We start from the raw sequence: 15,279 nt of genomic DNA on the forward strand, positions 1-15,279 counted from the left end.
GGTGGCTCGCTTCGCTCGCACATCAGGGAGCAGCTGGTACCGCAGCCACTCTCACGACTCGTGCGGGAGCACTTCTGCGTCGTCGATGGCGTCGGGTGTTCCGTTGTGCGACATGTCCTTCAGAGCGACGCCGGACCGTCCGAGTCGTCGGGCGCCGTCGATGAGCGCGGCGGTCGTGGCCGCGGCGGCGTCGTAGTGCAGTCCGTCGGGCGGGTGGATGTTGGAGATGCAGTTCCGATCGGAGTCGGCGCGTCCCGGTCGGGGCAGGTGCGTGAGGTAGATCCCCAGGCTGTCGGCGACCGAGAGTCCGGGTCGCTCACCGATGATCACGATGAGGGTGGTGACGCCGAGGGCCTCGCCGATGTGGTCGCCGAGTGCGACGCGAGCCTCGGTCGCGATGACCGGCGGGGCGATGGAGTACCGGCCGTCGAGCCGGCGGAGGAGGGCCGCGAGGAGACCGTGGCCGTGATCGGCGAGCGCCCGGGGTGACAGTCCATCGGCCAGCACGATGCCGATCTCGGCGTCGACCCGTGGGACCTGCGACAGATCCTCGGGCAGCCGACCCAGGTCGGGTCGGCGGAGGTATTCGCTGCGTGTCGCCGCGCGGCTGGTGACCGTGACCGGGGGATCGAGGTCGAGTTCGCCGATCGAGCGCGTGAACCCCTCGACGTCGAGCGGCTCGTGAACCGCGTCGCGGGCGGCGGCATGAGCGGCCTGGAATTCGAGGACACGCCGCGACGGGAGCGAATTGCCGGCGCGTCCGAGGCCGATCCGCGCCTGCGTGCTCCGGCGAAGTTCGGTCCAGGGGTCGGGTTGCGGAGCCTGATCGTCCGCGGGTGCGGGCCGGGCCGGCGTCATCGTCCGGCCGTCAGCGGCAGGAGGGGAGACTCGGCCGGATCCACCGGCAGGATGCGTCCGGCGCCGTCGGTCATGCCGAGTCGCGCGAGCCAGGACTCGAACTCGGGGGCCGGCCGCAATCCGAGTGCGGCACGGACGTAGAGCGCGTCGTGGAACGACAGACTCTGATAGCCGAGCATGACGTCGTCTGCTCCGGGAACGGCGATGACGAATGCGGCACCGGCGACGCCGAGCAGCGTGAGCAGGGTGTCCATGTCGTCCTGGTCGGCCTCGGCGTGATTGGTGTAGCAGACGTCGACACCCATCGGCAGCCCGAGTAGCTTGCCGCAGAAGTGATCTTCGAGGCCGGCGCGGATGATCTGCTTGCCGTCGTAGAGGTACTCGGGACCGATGAATCCGACGACGGTGTTGATCAGCAACGGGTTCAGCACTCGTGCCACCGCGTAGGCGCGGGTCTCCAGGGTCTGCTGGTCGACCGGTTTGCCGCCGGTCCCGAGGTGTGCGCCGGCCGAGAGTGCCGATCCCTGACCGGTTTCCAGATACATCACGTTGTTGCCGACGGTCCCGCGGCGCAGTGACCGTCCCGCCTCGTCGGCGTCGCGCAGGATGTCCAGCGTCACGCCGAACCCCTTGTTGGCACCTTCGGTGCCCGCGATCGACTGGAACACGAGGTCGACGGGCACCCCCTGTTCGATGAGGTCGACGGTGGTCGTGACATGGGACAGAACGCAGGACTGCATCGGGATCTCGAAGCGCTGCCGGATGTCGTCGAGCATGTGCAGGAGTTCGGCCGTCGCGCGCGGTGAGTCCGACGCCGGGTTGATCCCGATGACCGCGTCGCCACACCCCATGAGCAGGCCGTCGAGGGTGGCCGCGGCGATGCCCCGCGGGTCGTCGGTGGGGTGGTTGGGCTGCAGCCGCGTCGCGATCCGGCCGGGCAGGCCGATGGTGGTGCGAAACGCCGAGGTGACCCTCGCCGCCGCGGCGACCAGGATCAGGTCCTGGTTCCGCATGATCTTCGACGCGGCCGCCACCATCTCCGGCGTGAGGCCGGGGCCGACGCGGGCGAGACGTTCACCGGCGTCGGACCGGGTCGTGATCTCCAGCAGCCAGTCCCGGAAACCGCCGACGGTCAGATGGGCGATCTCGGCGAACGCGGTCCGGTCGTGGGTGTCGACGATGAGCCGGGTCACCTCGTCGGATTCGTAGGGCACCAGCGCCTCGTCGAGAAATCTGCTGAGCGGAACGTCGGCGAGTTGCCATGCGGCAGCTGCCCGTTCGGCATCGGAGTCCGCAGCGCAACCGGCGAGCTCATCGCCGGACCGGCGTGGGGTCGCCTTGGCCATGAGCTCGACGAGGCCGTCGAACTCATGGGTCGTGCCGGCGATCGTCTGGGTGTATCTCATCGGATGCCCCGGGCGGAAGGGGAGTGGTCGCGCGTCATGGTCCCCCGAAGTCTAGGTTCGGTTCCGCGAAGCCGCATGCCGAATGCGGGACCGTCCCGGGCGTCGCACGGGCCGGATGACGCGGCGGGTCAGGCGGGAGCTCCGCTGTTCTCCGGGTCGGCCGTCAGCGCTCGCGCGTAGCCGCCCATCGCGTGTCCGGCAGCGAGGATCGGAGCCGTCGACCGCTGCGTCCGAGCGAGGATGAAAGCGCCCTCGAGGGAGGCGATGACGGCGAGGATCAGCGTTCGCGCCTCCGGCTCGGGCAACCCGTGTGTTCGGTACAGCGCGGTGCCCTGGTCCACCCAGGCGTCCATCACCTCTGCGGCCACCGCCCGGAGCGCCGGCTCCGTGTCGGCGACTTCACCGGCGACGGTCGCGACGGGACACATGTTGAGCCATCCGCTCTCGGCGATGGTGTCGGCTGCGGCGACGAAGGCCGCCTCGATGCCGTCGGCGATGTCGTCATACGGGGCGAGCAGCATCCCGACTAGCTCGCCGTACGCTGCGCCGGACTGACGCAGCGCGGCGGCCGCGACGTCCCGCTTGCCGCCGCTGAAGTGGTGATAGATGGACCCGATCGGGGCGCCGGCCGCGTCGACGACCTGTTTGATCCCGGTCGCGGCATAACCCTGCCTGCGGAGTAGCTCGGTCATCGCGACCACGATGCGTTCGTCCGTCTTCACCCTGGCCATTCTAGAGCATCTGTTCTAGAGTGATCGTTCTAGAAGCTCCAGACCACGTGCTCGGGTATCCGATCCAAGGAGATCGACATGGAACACCACGACCAGGCGAGAGTGGATCGGTCGACGACGATGCGGCGGGTCGACACGCCGGCCGGAGTCATCGAGTACGCGGACGACGGCGTCGGCGCGCCGGTCGTGTTGCTCCACGGCCTGTTGATGGACCACGAAGTGTGGGATGCGGTGGTCCCGTTGTTGCCCAGCGGGTTTCGGTACATCCGGCCGGTCCTGCCGCTGGGGTCGCATCGGATTCCCCTCGCCGCCGATGCCGACCTGACGCTGGACGGCATGGTTCGGCTCGTCGCCGATGTACTCGACGCGCTCGACCTCGACGAGGTGACTCTCGTGCATTCGGACTGGGGTGGCGCACTATTCCTGACCGCACTCGGCCTCGACCGGCGGATCGGGCGGATGATCGTTCTCCCGTGCGAGGCGTTCGACAACTTCCCACCGGGTCTGCCGGGGAAGATGGCGACGCTCGCGGTGCGCCTGCCCGGCGGGATCACCCTTGCCGCACGCCAGTTGCGCATCGGATGGTTGCGGCGGCTGCCCATGCTCTGGGGCTGGATGGTGAACGGCCCGGTCGACCCGGCCCAGATGCGGCGCTGGACGGATCCGGTGCTCACCGATCCCCGGATACGCCGGGATGTCACGAAGTATGCGACCACCGATTTCGATGCCGCCGAACTCATCCGCCGCACCGAGGCGCTGTCCGGCTTCGAGGGCGAAGCTCTCGTGCTGTGGTCGCCCGACAACCGCGTGATGCCACCCGCCCACGGGCCGCGGCTCGCCGAACTCCTACCGCGCGGGCGTTACGTGCCGATGCCGGGCGCGGCGGTCCTGCCCATGCTCGACGACCCGCAGACCGTCGCCGCCGGGATCGGCGCGTTCCTCACCGACGCGAGACCCGCGTCGTGAGGAACGCGCCGTGACGATCACGGTGTCGCGTCGCCGGAGCCCTCGATCTTGAAACCGACCTTCAGCGTGACCTGGAAGTGTGCGATCTGACCGTCTTCGATGTGGCCGCGGGTCTCGGTCACCTCGAACCAGTCGAGGTGACTGACCGTCGCAGAGGCACGGGCGATCGCGTTACGGATGGCGTCGTCGGTGCCAGAGGCCGAGGACCCGACCACTTCGATGACTCGATACACGTTGTCCGACAAGGGAGTCGCTCCAATCATGAGAACCTACGGGCAGGGGGCGCGGTGGGTCCGCGGCGCGGACGACCGCTCCTCCTGTCTACCCCTAAGATCGAGAGGTGACCAGCAAACCGGCAAACCGAGACGTCCCCGCGAGGTGCCCGTGTCTGTCCGGTCTCGTGCTCGACGACTGCTGCGGACCCGTTCTCGCCGGTGAGCGTGCCGCACCGACAGCCGAGGCGTTGATGCGCTCGCGTTTCACCGCTTTCGCGCTCGGAGATCGGAATCACCTACTCGCCAGCTGGCACCCCGACACCCGTCCCGCCGCGCTCGAGCTGGACGAGTCGATGCGCTGGTACCGCCTCGACATCGAGTCGAGCGTCGGTGGATCACCGTTCGACACCGAGGGTGAGGTCACGTTCACCGCGTATCACCGACGCGGCGCGGAACGGGGATCCCTGCACGAGCGCAGTCGTTTCACGCGATCGGAGGGCCGCTGGGTCTACGTGGACGGGGTCGTCGGGTGAGTACGACTCAGGAGTCGGCGTAGTCCCAGAACTGCAGCCACGTCACGTTGGCGAACACCGTCAGACACAGCAGATAGATGAGCAGGACCGCTCCCGCCCCCGCGATGTTGCTCCGCCGGTTGTTCCCGTCGACCGGATCGAGCCATCGCCGGAACGGGCGTGACGCCCACGGCATCAGCCACCATTGCATGAGAGAGACGCTGACGACCTGACTCAGCCACAACGCCAGCCACGGCTGGGCGCCGAAGCGGTCCAGGGTGGGGCCGAGAAATCTCGAGAGTGTCATCACCGTGGGGTAAAGCACCAGCAGCACCATCATCGCCGACTTCCAGTTCGGCGTCTGCAGGATTCGGCCGCGGTCGGTGCGCACGGTGGTGCCGAATGCCGTCGTGCTCGCCATCGTCTCGAAGTCGTGGGTCAGACTCGAACGCAGCCCGGCGAGCGCTTCGCCGCGTCGGCTCGACGACACCCAGGCCGCCAGCTGACGGTCCGTGCGGAACCGCAACACCGACAGCGACGTCTCTCGCTGTTCGTCGATGAACAGCGCCGTGCCCTCGTAGCCGCCGAAGCCGCTTGCCGCGTCGGTCAACACGTGTTGCGCCGCGACGAAGTCGCCGACCGCGCCCGCGACGATGTCATGCCGGAAGGCGCCGACACCCGGCGGCGGCGACCGGCCGTCGACGAGCTCGAGTACGGGCGTCGCCGGTAACCAGCCGTGCGCGCGTCCGGCGTCCAGCGCCGCGCGGTGGTGCGGACCGTCGAGCCACCGGTCCAGGGCGTCCTCGTCGACGAACGTGGTCGCGACCGCCGGATCGAAGTGCCCGTCGGTCACCGCCGAGATCGCGGTTCCCAGGCAGCCTCCGGAGTCGGTGGCCGAGGCGGCCAGCGTCGCGGCCCACTGTGCGAAGTCATCGGCTGGGCCGGCGTGGAACACCGACACCGCGATGATCGCGGTGCCGGCGGCGTCGTGGTTGGTGACGATCGTCGTGTCCGCCGGTCAGACGGTGACCCGACGCCCCTGGACCCAGACCTCGGCGATGGACGACTCGCGAAGGCCCATCAGCAGGCCGAACAGGGTCTGGTCGCGGGCGAGATCGGGATCGTCGGAGCGGACGGCGTTGTCCAGTGTGGACTTCAGGGCCTCAACGGGTTCGATGACGAGGAAGTCGGCTTCCTTCCCCTGATCGAAGTTTCCGAAGCGGTTCTCCATGTCGAGGGCGCGGGCCCCGCCGACGGTCCCGATGAACAGCATCTCGGCCGGGTGCATCGAGACCCCCGCATCTCCGGGTTCGGTGATGTGCTGTTTGAAGGCGTCACCGAGGACGCGCGGGATCAGCCATTCATCGCCGCCGCCGAAATCGGTTCCGGCGGAGATGTTCACGCCCGCCGCCACGGTGCGCTTCCACGGCATCGTGCCCGACCCGAGGAACAACTGGGACACCGGACAGTGCGAGATCGAGGTGCCGGTCTCGGCCATCCGCGCCAGTTCCGCATCCTGGCAGTGGACGCAGTGCGCGAGGATGGTGCGCGGACCGAGCAGGCTCTTGCCGCCGACCTCGGATCCGGGCAGGAACTTGCCGTCGTAGGTGTCGAGGTAGGAGTCGACCTGGTAGACCTCCTTGGTGGTGTCGACCTCGCCGGTGCCGGGGCGGTTGTTCTCGTTGAGGTGGCTGTGGACGTAGACGCCCCGGTCGCGGTACTCGTCGTACAGATCGCCGAGATTCTTCAGCGTCTCGGTGGTCACCGACAGCGAGAACCGCGGCACGATCGCGACGTGGAGCAGCGCGGTCCGGTAGTCGCCGGTGTCGGCCGCGTGCCACTTGTCGATCTCGGCCCGGGTGAGGCGGATGGCCTCTTCCTCCGAGGTCAACAGCGGCTTGGCGGTGTCACCACCGACGGTTTGGATACCGCGCCCGGCGACGATCCGCAGGCCTGCCTTGCGGGTCTCGGAGAACAGGGAATCCTGGGCGTGGGGGAAGGCGGAACCGAACACCATCATCGCCGTCGTACCCGCGGCGACCCGTCGTCTGGTGAACTCGACCGCCGCGGCCTGGGCGAACTCGGGGTCGGCGAATTTCGACTCGGACGGGAAGATGCAGAGGTTGAGCCACTCGAGTAGCTGTCCGCCGCCATAGGAGTCGCCGGCGTAGGTCTGCGGGAAGTGGATGTGGGTGTCGACGAAACCCGGTATGAGGTATCCGCTCGGATGGTCGTGCGACTCGGCCGACGCGAATTCGTCCGGGAGGTCGGCCTTCTCACCGGCGAACTTGATCGTGCCGTCGTCGCCGACGACCAGTGCTCCGTCGGGTATCGACACCAACGCGTCGACCGCCTCGGTGATGGCGGGACTGCCGGCCAGATGGAAGATGTGTCCGTAGTGGACGGTCTCGGTCATCGGTGCTCCTCGGTTGGTGTGCGTGCGGTCGGTGCTGTCTCGGCGAGACTCACGGCAGTGTCCAGACCTGGACCGTGATCAGGTAGAAGATCGCGACCCAGGCCGCGTTCAGCGCGAGGATGAACAACGCGCCCCGGATGTTCGTCCGAGGTTGGGGCGCTCCCGGTCGTGGATGCAGCCACCACCCCAGCACCCGATTCACGTAGAAGGGCATCGTGAGATAACTCATCGCGAAGCTGGACAACAGGTTTCCGACCAGCATGCCCAGCCAGAGCGGCATCCCCAGCGGTGCGGTCATCAGGGTGAGGAACACCACCGTGGGGTAGAGGCCGACCCAGACCGCCACGGAGGTCTTGACATTCGACGGCGGTGGCGCGTCGTCGTCGCCGTGGGAGAACCAGTTGCCGAAGGAGTGGTCGATCCGGCGCAGCGTGAACTCACCGAAGTCGTCGGCCTCGGCCAGGAGTCGGGCTCGCTCGCCGGACGTCAGCCAGGCGTCGAGGTGCTCGGCGGTGTCGAAGCGGTAGGAGATCGTCCACTCCTCTTGGACGCCGGCGATCGGCCGGAACAGCTCGGTACCGCGGAACCCCGGAAAGCGGTTCTCGGCGGCGTCGACCTGCCGTTGCCATGCCAGGAAGTCGTCGACCTTGGCGTCGGCGACCCGGTGCGAGACCACGACGGTGACCAGGGTCTCCGGCTCTGCGGTACCCGGCGCCAGCACGCGGGCGGTGGCCGGACCGTCGAAGAGGGGTTTGCCCTCGTCGACGAGGTCGAGCCGGACGGCGCTGTTGAGCCAGTCCTGCAGGTGACTGACCGAGTCGAACCCGTAGATGGCCGTCCAGTCCGGGTGGCTGGGATCGGGGGCCCGAAGCTTCGACCCGACGTATCCGGGGAAGCGGGTGGCCGCGGTCTCGATCTTCCCGTACCACTCGCGGTAGCGGCTTTCCATACCAGCGTGGACGCGTTGCCCGATGACGAGGGTTGCGGCACCTTCGGCAGCTCCGGACTTCCGCCCCGTCTCGGGACGGGAGATCTCGTTGGTCATGGGTCCTCCGGTGCGAAGTGTCCCGGATCTGCACCACACGTGGGGGGTTGCGCCGGCAGGCATCGGGAAAGAAGATGCGGGACAGGAACTCTCGACGACCACGCGATCCGGGTGGGTCCGCGTTTCCCGCCGACGCGTCGTCGGGATGCTCGGGTGTGATCTCGGACGCGGTCGGCGCCAGTATCACCCCGCGCCGTCCCTGAGCGCGCGCCGAATCGGAGAACTCGTCGTGAATTGGTCCGGGCGGACCGGTGCGATCTCGGGGGTCAGCTGCCGGTCCGCACCGCGATCCATTCGACCAGGGGCACCGTCGCGCGCCAGTCCCGGCGTATGCGATCGACGAGTGCCGCCGAATGGATGATCTCGTCGAATCCGTAGTCCCGGCCCACCGACAGCGATCGGTGGCGGAGCAGTTCGATGCGCGGGTGGTCGACGTCGTATCCGCGGGGCGCGGTCTTGAGCCGGTCCCCGGCGATCTCCCAGCCGTCGGTGGTGAGCCGCCGCAGGAGGCGTTCGAGCTCGGGCCCGCTCCGGTCGTGGTCGATGGACTTGCGCAACTCGGCGAGCCGGGCCGGAGTGGCCTCGTAGAAGCCGGCGCCCACGCGGACACCCGGCGCCCCGATCTGGACGTAGTAACCGGTGGCCGGAGCCACCGCGACGAACGCGCCCTGATGGGTCTTGTACGGCGCTTTGTCCTTCGAGAATCGGACATCGCGATGTGGCCGGAAGATCTTGGCCGGGCCGAACTCGTCGGCCAGCGCGTCGGTCAGTGCCCTCATGGGCTCGGCGACCGCGGAACGGTAGACGTCCTTGTGGTCTTCCCAGAACACCTTGGAGTTGTCGATCTCCAGATCGTCGTAGAAGTCGAGTGCGGCTTCCGGGAACCCGGTGAAGTCCATCGCCGTCACCCGGGAACACCGCGACCGAATCCGACGACACCGCCGTCGGATCGCCAGTCCAGCGAGTGGATCCGGATGCGGCCCATCTCGTTGCCGCCCACGGTGACGGCGGTCTCACCGTCGACTGCCACGACGATGTTGGTGTGCTGTCCGAAGCCCGACGACCGGTCGTAGAGCACGACATCACCCACCCGGGGGGCGCGGTCGCCGACGGCTTCGAAGCGGCCGGCGGCCTCGTAGTACTCCTGCAGCGTGTACACGCCGGGGATGCGCCAGTGACCCGAGTGGGGATTGACCAGCGGACTGCCCGCCGCCCGCATGATCCAGCTCACGAAGTTCGCACACCACGGCTCGTCGGCGCCCTCGGAGAAGAACGTTCCCGGTCGCTGGGCGGCGTGTTCGCGCCGCACCGCTTCGACGATCCGCAGCTGACCCGGCGTGAGTTCCGACGCGTCGACCTGCGGAAATTCGGCGGTGTCCCACGGCAACCAGCGTTCGGGCACGGCCTGCCACGCGACCAGGCCGACGCCGGCGACGACGACTGCGACCAGCGCCGCGGCGATCGCGGTCCGCCGACCCCGCCGACGTACCGGGCGTGTGCGCGCAGCGGCACCCGCGGGTCGGTCGGCAGTCGGGTCGGCGCTCACCTCGACGAGTGTAGGCATCGTTCGCGCCGACCGGACCCGACCCGGCCTCGCCCGCAGGGGCCGCACGCGGTCTTGGCACAATGGGACGCCGGTCGGGGGGCGCAAGGCGATCCAAGGAGAGAACGCGGTGGACGAGTCAGCTCACGAGCCGATCCTGCGTGCGGGGGACACGTGCCGGGAGATCGCGACCGCGGATCGCGTCGCGTGCATCGTCGACGCCGCGGACTATTTCCTGCATGCGAAGTCGGCTCTCATGCAGGCGCGGCGGCGCATCGTCCTCATCGGCTGGGACGTGGACACACGCATCAGGCTCGACCCCCGTACCGCCGACGACGAGGTCCCGGACGTGCTCGGTGACTTCCTGCGGTGGCTCATCGACAACCGCCCGGAACTGGAGATCCACGTCCTGCGCTGGAGTACCGGCGCGTTCACCGGAATCCTGCGCGGAGTCGCGCCGCCCTTCGTCCAGGACCTGCTCACCGGTCGCCGGCTGCACTACCGGATCGACGCCGCGCACCCCGTCTCCGCCGCCCATCACCAGAAGATCGCGGTGATCGACGACCAGTTCGCCTTCTGCGGCGGCATCGACATGACCGTCAACCGCTGGGACACGTCGGAACACCTGTCACACAACGAGTTCCGTCGAGACCCCGACGGCCGACCGCACGGTCCGTGGCACGATGTCACCGTCGCCCTCGACGGTGACGCCGCACGAGTGGTCGCCTCCGTCGCGCTCGACCGCTGGGAAGCCGCCACGGGCGAATGCCTCAAGCCCCTCGTCGACACCGACGGCCCCGACATCTGGCCGACGGATCTCGACGTCACGTTCACCGACTGCGACGTCGCGGTGGCGCGGACGATCCCGCAGTACGACAACCGGCCCCAGGTCGAGGAGATCCGGCTCTTGTACCGCGCTGCTTTCGCCGCGGCACGCCGCACCATCTACATCGAGAGCCAGTACCTGGCGGCCCGGGAGGTCGCGGATGCGCTGGCGGAACGTCTGGCCGAGCCCGAGGGGCCCGAGATCGTCCTGGTGCTGCCCCGGAACGCGGACAGCCCGGTGGAACGACTCGCCATGGACGGCGCGCGGCACAAGCTCCTGCAACTCCTGTGGCGCGCCGACAAATACGACCGGTTCCGCGCGTACTACCCGGTGACCGCCGACGGTGACCCGATCTACGTGCACGCCAAGGTGCTGATCGTCGACGACGTCCTCCTGCGCATCGGATCGTCGAACCTCAACAACCGGTCGCTGGGATTCGACAGTGAGTGCGACGTCGCCATCGAGGCCGATCCGCACGATCCGGCGGACGGGAACCTGCGGGAGACCATTCTGTCCATGCGTACGCGCTTGTTGTCCGAACATCTGGGCGTCGACGGCCAGGTGTTCGACGATGCTGTGGCACAGGAAGATTCACTCGTGCGCGCAGTCGATCGCCTGACCGGGCCGGGGCGGACACTCGAGGCGTTCGATCGCGAGACGATCGACGGCGAGCAGTCCCTCATCGCGGAGAACGAACTCGTCGACCCCGAGGACGCGAGAGTCGGCACGATCGACCGGCTCTATCGCGCGGTCATCCGGCGCGGCACTCGGAACCTGTTGCGCCGCTGATCGTCACACGCGTGCGCGGGCGACTTCGACGGCCGGGGCGATGATCGCGGCGAGGTCGGACGCCACATCCCGATCGCCTTCGGGAGGCATCGCGATGTAGCTGAGCGCCATCCGGGTGATCGCACGCGAGATCCGCACCACGTCGGAGTCGTGCATCGACAGCCAGGTGGACTCGCGGAAGGCGTCGGCCAACCGGTCGGCCGCCGTGGTGATGATCGGCGCGGCGTCGGTGGTGATCAGCTTCATGAGGTCGGGTTTGGCCTCGCCGGACAGCAGCGAGGCGATCAGCGGATCGGTGGCGACCCCGGCGAAGAACTCACCGAAACCCTTGTGCAGGGCTTCGGTGACGTCGCCGACGGAACCGGCAAGCGAATCCGCCACATGGCCCGCGAATCGGCCTGCCAACCGGACCGCGTAACCCTGCGCGAGTCCGTAGCGGGACCCGAACTCGTTGTAGACGGTCTGGCGGCTGACCCCGGTGGTGGCCGCGACATCGGACATGCGCACCTCCGCCCAGTCCCGTTCCAGCAGCAGGTCGTGCAGTCCATCGAGCAGCGAGTTGCGCAGCAGGGCCTTGCTGTCCTGTGCGTAGTTGCGGGTGGTCATCCGCCGACGCCGGCCGGCTGGAGGGAGGACTCGATCTCGGCGCGCAGGGACCGCCCGGAACCCCCCCTTCCGATGCAGACCGCGCCGACGAGTCGACCGGCGGAGAACGAGCGGACGATCGAACTCGAATCGTCGAGCTCGACGTCGACACGATCTCCCGCGTTCGGCCACCCGACGAGCTGGATGTTGGTGGAATACTGCATCGTCCAGGCCAGTGGCACACGCGGCACGGGTGCGGCGGTGTCGGCGTTCAGCCCGAGGTCGGCGGCGATCGTCATGGCGACCAGTCTGCCGTGCTCGGTCGCGGTGAGCCACTGCTCCGCACGCATCGGCGCCCCGGTCAAAGGATGCGGACGCGCGGCGACGTCACCCGCGGCATAGACGCCGGGCACACCCGTTCGCAGCGAATCGTCGACGACGATGCCGGCCGGATCGACGGGAAGTCCAGCGCTGCGGGCCAAACCGAGCTCGGGTTCCATCCCGATCGCACTGATCACCGTCCCCGTCAACGTGCGCCCGTCAGACAGCGTCACCGAGTGTGGGCCGGTGGCGACGGGCACCGCGCCGGTGAGAATCCGCACACCACGTTCGCGATGCAGCGTTGCCACCGCCTCGGCCACCGTCGGCGGGACGACACGGGACAGGAGCGATGAACCGCGCTCGACCACGGTGACGCGCGATCCCTCACCGGGTGTCGCGACCGCCGCGGCGATCTCCAGACCGATCAGTCCGCCGCCGATGATGATCACTGGTCCGTCCGCGATCGCCTCCCGAAGTCCCTCCGCATCGCGCCGGGTGCGTAACGAGGAGGAAGGCGACGACTGGCCGGGCAACCGCCGGGCCCGTCCGCCGGTGGCCAGGACCAGCGCGTCGTAGGCGACCTCGGTGACGTCGGCGAGGCGGACCCGTCGCGACGAGGGGTCGACGTCGACGACTCGGGTCGAGGTCACGATGTCGATGCCCCGCTCCGACCAGTACCCGGGTGGACGGAGCGTGATCTTGGTGTCCGACAGGTCGCCGGCGACGAGGTTCTTGCTCAGGGCAGTCCGACGGTAGGGGAGGTGTGGCTCCTCTCCGAACACGGTGATCGTCCCGTCGAAACCGTTGCTACGCAGTGTCTCCGCGGCGGTGATGCCGGCGACGCCGGTACCGACGATCACCACCGATTCGCTCCCGGGGCCGCCGGCACGGGCGACGCTCACGGGCGGGCCACCTCGATCATCTCGAAATCGGCCTTTGCCGCACCGCAGTCCGGGCAGCTCCAGTCGTCGGGGATGTCGACCCAGCGTGTGCCCGGCTCGATGCCGTCCTCCGGCCAGCCGAGCTCCTCGTCGTATTCGAAACCGCAGACCTCACAACGGAAGAGCTTGAAGTTCATCGGACTGACACTCCTTCGCCGGAACCGCTCGGCCCACTCGCTTCGTCCTCGGCGCCGAGAAAGTCGACCTTCTCTCGCACACCGCAGTCAGGACACGCCCAGTCGTCCGGGACGTCGGACCATGCGGTGCCGGACGGGAACCCCTCACGGGGTGCGCCTGCGGTCTCGTCGTAGACGTAATCGCACACCGGGCAGCGGAATGTGCTCATCGCGGCGACACCCCGTGCTCGGCGAGGACGCGCTCCCGGCGATGCGGTGCGATGTTGATGCGTTCGACGTCTCCGTCGTAATGGTCGAGCACCCGCTTGTCCATCACCCGCCGCCAGATCGGCGGGAAGTAGGCGAGCGTGATCATGCTCGCGTATCCGCTCGGCAGATTCGGGGAGTCATCGAAGCTGCGGAGGGTCTGGTACCGCCGGGTGGGATTCGCGTGGTGATCGCTGTGCCGCTGGAGGTGGTACAGGAAGATGTTCGTGCAGATGTGGTCGGAGTTCCAGCTGTGCTCGGGTGTGCATCGTTCGTAGCGTCCGGTCGTCGTCTTCTGGCGGAGCAGACCGTAGTGCTCGAGATAGTTGACGGTCTCCAGCAGCGAGAACCCGTAGACGGCCTGGATCACGAGGAACGGCAGGATCTGCCAGCCGAAAGTCGCCATGAGCGCACCCCAGAGCACTATCGACATCGCCCACGCGTTGAGGACGTCGTTGCTCGGGTGCCAGAAGGGCTTGCCCGCTCGCTCGAGCCGCTTGCGCTCGAGTCCGACGGAGGACTTCAGGCTTCCCCAGACGCTGCGGGGAAGGAAGCGCCAGAACGATTCTCCGAAACGTGAGCTGGCCGGGTCCTCGGGCGTTGCGACCCGTACGTGGTGCCCGCGGTTGTGTTCGATGAAGAAGTGCCCGTAAAAGGTCTGGGCGAGAGTGATCTTCGACAGCCAGCGTTCGAGGTCGTCCTTCTTGTGGCCCAGTTCGTGAGCGGTGTTGATCCCGATCCCGCCCATCGCGCCGACCGACAGGGCCAGCCCGATCTTCGAGGCGAGACCGAGCCCGCCGTCGATACCGAGCCAGCTGAGGTCGTCGGCCGTCCACAGATAGCAGGCCATCACGAGGCTCGCGATCTGGAACGGGATGTAGACGTAGGTGCAGTAGCGGTAGTACTTGTCGTTCTCCAGCTGCTCCATCAGCTCGTCGGGCGGATTCGATCCGTCGGGCCCGAAGAAGACATCGAGGATGGGCAGCAGGACATAGACCAGCATCGGCCCGATCCACCACCAGACGGGCGAGAGGACCTCGAAGCCGTGGCCGACGGCATTGAAGCCGGCGACGAGCACCATCGCCAGGAAGATCGACGTCGGTGGTATCAGGCCGAGCAGCCACAGATGGCGCTTGCGGTCCTTCCACTCGAGGTGGGAGTCGTCCGCGGTGGATGGGGTCGATGCGGTACTCATGGGCGCTCCTGTAGGGACGGGGCTGTGACGTACAGCACTGGACATTAACCAAGACAATGTCCGTTGTCTAGACATAGTTGGTGATTTGTAAAGCGTGATTGCGAAGGCGGAGTCCGCCGAGGGCCTCGCTCATCCACGGCCGGTCGTTGTACAGGGGGTCGACCTCGCTCGCGATTGTGGGTGTTCGCGCTCGTTCGGTGTGTACTCAGATCCCCGGGACCCTCGTTCCCGCTCAGCGGTGCCGAGCGGGAATGAGGCCCGAGCGCCTCTCACTATGGAGTTGTCAAAGGACGGTCGCGGTCCCGGACGTCAGCCGGGTGCGGAAGGTGCTACGCGAAATTGTCTGCTGGTTGGGTGTGGTCAGGCGGCGTTGTCGAGTCGCATGGTGCGCCGGTTGTAGGCGGGTAGCGGACGTCGTTGTGGGTCAATGTCGGCGGGCGGGATGAGCCAGGGGTGTCGGTCGTAGCCGAGGACGATGTCCCAGCCGTGGTGGTGGACTTGTGTGTGGCAGCGTTGGCAGAGTAGACACCCGTTGTCGAGGTCGGTG

General features: G+C 67.9%; 16 protein-coding genes and 2 pseudogenes. 3 read left to right on the forward strand and 15 right to left on the reverse strand.

Features of this window, described 5'->3' with window-relative positions:
* Positions 1–51: 51 nt before the first annotated feature.
* From eutC to AMD30_RS23315, 3 genes are all read right to left on the reverse strand, one after another.
* Complete coding sequence (eutC, locus tag AMD30_RS23305) at positions 52–858, reverse strand: ethanolamine ammonia-lyase subunit EutC (protein WP_055477268.1); 807 nt, start codon at positions 856–858, stop codon at positions 52–54.
* Positions 855–2,264 (reverse strand): ethanolamine ammonia-lyase subunit EutB, encoded by a 1,410-nt coding sequence (locus AMD30_RS23310; protein ID WP_055477269.1) that lies wholly within the window; start codon positions 2,262–2,264, stop codon positions 855–857. The genes eutC and AMD30_RS23310 overlap by 4 nt, the downstream gene beginning before the upstream one ends.
* Before the next feature lie 128 nt (positions 2,265–2,392).
* Positions 2,393–2,995, reverse strand: coding sequence for a TetR/AcrR family transcriptional regulator (locus AMD30_RS23315; protein ID WP_055477270.1), 603 nt, complete (start codon positions 2,993–2,995; stop codon positions 2,393–2,395).
* 78 nt (positions 2,996–3,073) lie between these two features.
* On the opposite strand from AMD30_RS23315, the gene AMD30_RS23320 reads away from it, so the two are divergent.
* Positions 3,074–3,961 (forward strand): alpha/beta fold hydrolase, encoded by an 888-nt coding sequence (locus tag AMD30_RS23320; RefSeq protein WP_055477271.1) that lies wholly within the window; start codon positions 3,074–3,076, stop codon positions 3,959–3,961.
* 17 nt (positions 3,962–3,978) lie between these two features.
* On the opposite strand, the gene AMD30_RS23325 is transcribed toward AMD30_RS23320, so the two are convergent.
* Positions 3,979–4,206, reverse strand: coding sequence for a dodecin (locus AMD30_RS23325; protein ID WP_010842351.1), 228 nt, complete (start codon positions 4,204–4,206; stop codon positions 3,979–3,981).
* 95 nt (positions 4,207–4,301) lie between these two features.
* On the opposite strand from AMD30_RS23325, the gene AMD30_RS23330 reads away from it, so the two are divergent.
* Positions 4,302–4,709 (forward strand): YchJ family protein, encoded by a 408-nt coding sequence (locus AMD30_RS23330; protein WP_014927231.1) that lies wholly within the window; start codon positions 4,302–4,304, stop codon positions 4,707–4,709.
* A 7-nt stretch (positions 4,710–4,716) separates the two neighbouring features.
* Here AMD30_RS23330 and AMD30_RS23335 read toward each other — a convergent pair whose 3' ends face one another.
* The 5 genes from AMD30_RS23335 to AMD30_RS23355 form a co-directional block, all read right to left on the reverse strand.
* Positions 4,717–5,649, reverse strand: coding sequence for an antibiotic biosynthesis monooxygenase (locus AMD30_RS23335; protein WP_010842353.1), 933 nt, complete (start codon positions 5,647–5,649; stop codon positions 4,717–4,719).
* A gap of 57 nt (positions 5,650–5,706) precedes the next feature.
* On the reverse strand, positions 5,707–7,104 hold the full coding sequence (locus AMD30_RS23340) for an amidohydrolase family protein (RefSeq protein WP_055477272.1): 1,398 nt from the start codon (positions 7,102–7,104) through the stop codon (positions 5,707–5,709).
* Positions 7,105–7,153: 49 nt separating this feature from the next.
* Positions 7,154–8,149, reverse strand: coding sequence for an antibiotic biosynthesis monooxygenase (locus AMD30_RS23345; RefSeq protein WP_055477273.1), 996 nt, complete (start codon positions 8,147–8,149; stop codon positions 7,154–7,156).
* Positions 8,150–8,415: 266 nt separating this feature from the next.
* Complete coding sequence (locus tag AMD30_RS23350) at positions 8,416–9,048, reverse strand: DUF2461 domain-containing protein (RefSeq protein WP_014927228.1); 633 nt, start codon at positions 9,046–9,048, stop codon at positions 8,416–8,418.
* A gap of 5 nt (positions 9,049–9,053) precedes the next feature.
* The gene (locus AMD30_RS23355) at positions 9,054–9,713 is read right to left on the reverse strand and encodes a CHAP domain-containing protein (RefSeq protein ID WP_442902739.1); all 660 of its coding nucleotides are present in this window, start codon (positions 9,711–9,713) and stop codon (positions 9,054–9,056) included.
* Positions 9,714–9,822: 109 nt separating this feature from the next.
* Between AMD30_RS23355 and AMD30_RS23360 the strand changes: the two genes are divergently transcribed.
* The gene (locus AMD30_RS23360; protein ID WP_010842358.1) at positions 9,823–11,307 is read left to right on the forward strand and encodes a phospholipase D-like domain-containing protein; all 1,485 of its coding nucleotides are present in this window, start codon (positions 9,823–9,825) and stop codon (positions 11,305–11,307) included.
* A 3-nt stretch (positions 11,308–11,310) separates the two neighbouring features.
* Here the strand turns inward: AMD30_RS23360 and AMD30_RS23365 are convergent, their stop codons facing one another.
* From AMD30_RS23365 to AMD30_RS25595, 6 genes and pseudogenes are all read right to left on the reverse strand, one after another.
* Positions 11,311–11,913 carry a TetR/AcrR family transcriptional regulator gene (locus tag AMD30_RS23365; RefSeq protein ID WP_010842359.1) on the reverse strand — a complete coding sequence of 201 codons (603 nt, stop codon included), beginning with the start codon at positions 11,911–11,913 and terminating at the stop codon, positions 11,311–11,313.
* The gene (locus tag AMD30_RS23370; RefSeq protein ID WP_055477275.1) at positions 11,910–13,115 is read right to left on the reverse strand and encodes an NAD(P)/FAD-dependent oxidoreductase; all 1,206 of its coding nucleotides are present in this window, start codon (positions 13,113–13,115) and stop codon (positions 11,910–11,912) included. The genes AMD30_RS23365 and AMD30_RS23370 overlap by 4 nt, the downstream gene beginning before the upstream one ends.
* Positions 13,112–13,291 (reverse strand): rubredoxin, encoded by a 180-nt coding sequence (locus AMD30_RS23375; RefSeq protein WP_055477276.1) that lies wholly within the window; start codon positions 13,289–13,291, stop codon positions 13,112–13,114. The genes AMD30_RS23370 and AMD30_RS23375 overlap by 4 nt, the downstream gene beginning before the upstream one ends.
* Positions 13,292–13,350: 59 nt before the next feature.
* A pseudogene (locus AMD30_RS23380) lies at positions 13,351–13,500 on the reverse strand (rubredoxin); the annotation flags it as partial.
* A complete protein-coding gene (locus tag AMD30_RS23385) occupies positions 13,497–14,732 on the reverse strand; it encodes an alkane 1-monooxygenase (protein ID WP_055477278.1) in 1,236 nt (411 codons plus the stop codon). The gene AMD30_RS23385 and the pseudogene AMD30_RS23380, both read right to left, overlap by 4 nt.
* 360 nt (positions 14,733–15,092) lie before the next feature.
* Positions 15,093–15,279, reverse strand: a pseudogene (locus tag AMD30_RS25595) (HNH endonuclease); the annotation flags it as partial.

This window comes from Gordonia sp. HS-NH1 (assembly GCF_001418765.1).
Taxonomy (GTDB): Bacteria; Actinomycetota; Actinomycetes; order Mycobacteriales; family Mycobacteriaceae; genus Gordonia.

Excerpts from the sequence above, each read along its gene's own strand:
- eutC (WP_055477268.1), bottom strand. The coding sequence starts at position 858 with ATGACGCCGGCCCGGCCCGCACCCGCGGACGATCAGGCTCCGCAACCC.
- AMD30_RS23310 (WP_055477269.1), bottom strand. The coding sequence starts at position 2,264 with ATGAGATACACCCAGACGATCGCCGGCACGACCCATGAGTTCGACGGC.
- AMD30_RS23315 (WP_055477270.1), bottom strand. The coding sequence starts at position 2,995 with ATGGCCAGGGTGAAGACGGACGAACGCATCGTGGTCGCGATGACCGAG.
- AMD30_RS23320 (WP_055477271.1), top strand. The coding sequence starts at position 3,074 with ATGGAACACCACGACCAGGCGAGAGTGGATCGGTCGACGACGATGCGG.
- AMD30_RS23340 (WP_055477272.1), bottom strand. The coding sequence starts at position 7,104 with ATGACCGAGACCGTCCACTACGGACACATCTTCCATCTGGCCGGCAGT.
- AMD30_RS23345 (WP_055477273.1), bottom strand. The coding sequence starts at position 8,149 with ATGACCAACGAGATCTCCCGTCCCGAGACGGGGCGGAAGTCCGGAGCT.
- AMD30_RS23350 (WP_014927228.1), bottom strand. The coding sequence starts at position 9,048 with ATGGACTTCACCGGGTTCCCGGAAGCCGCACTCGACTTCTACGACGAT.
- AMD30_RS23355 (WP_442902739.1), bottom strand. The coding sequence starts at position 9,713 with ATGCCTACACTCGTCGAGGTGAGCGCCGACCCGACTGCCGACCGACCC.
- AMD30_RS23365 (WP_010842359.1), bottom strand. The coding sequence starts at position 11,913 with ATGACCACCCGCAACTACGCACAGGACAGCAAGGCCCTGCTGCGCAAC.
- AMD30_RS23375 (WP_055477276.1), bottom strand. The coding sequence starts at position 13,291 with ATGAACTTCAAGCTCTTCCGTTGTGAGGTCTGCGGTTTCGAATACGAC.
- AMD30_RS23385 (WP_055477278.1), bottom strand. The coding sequence starts at position 14,732 with ATGAGTACCGCATCGACCCCATCCACCGCGGACGACTCCCACCTCGAG.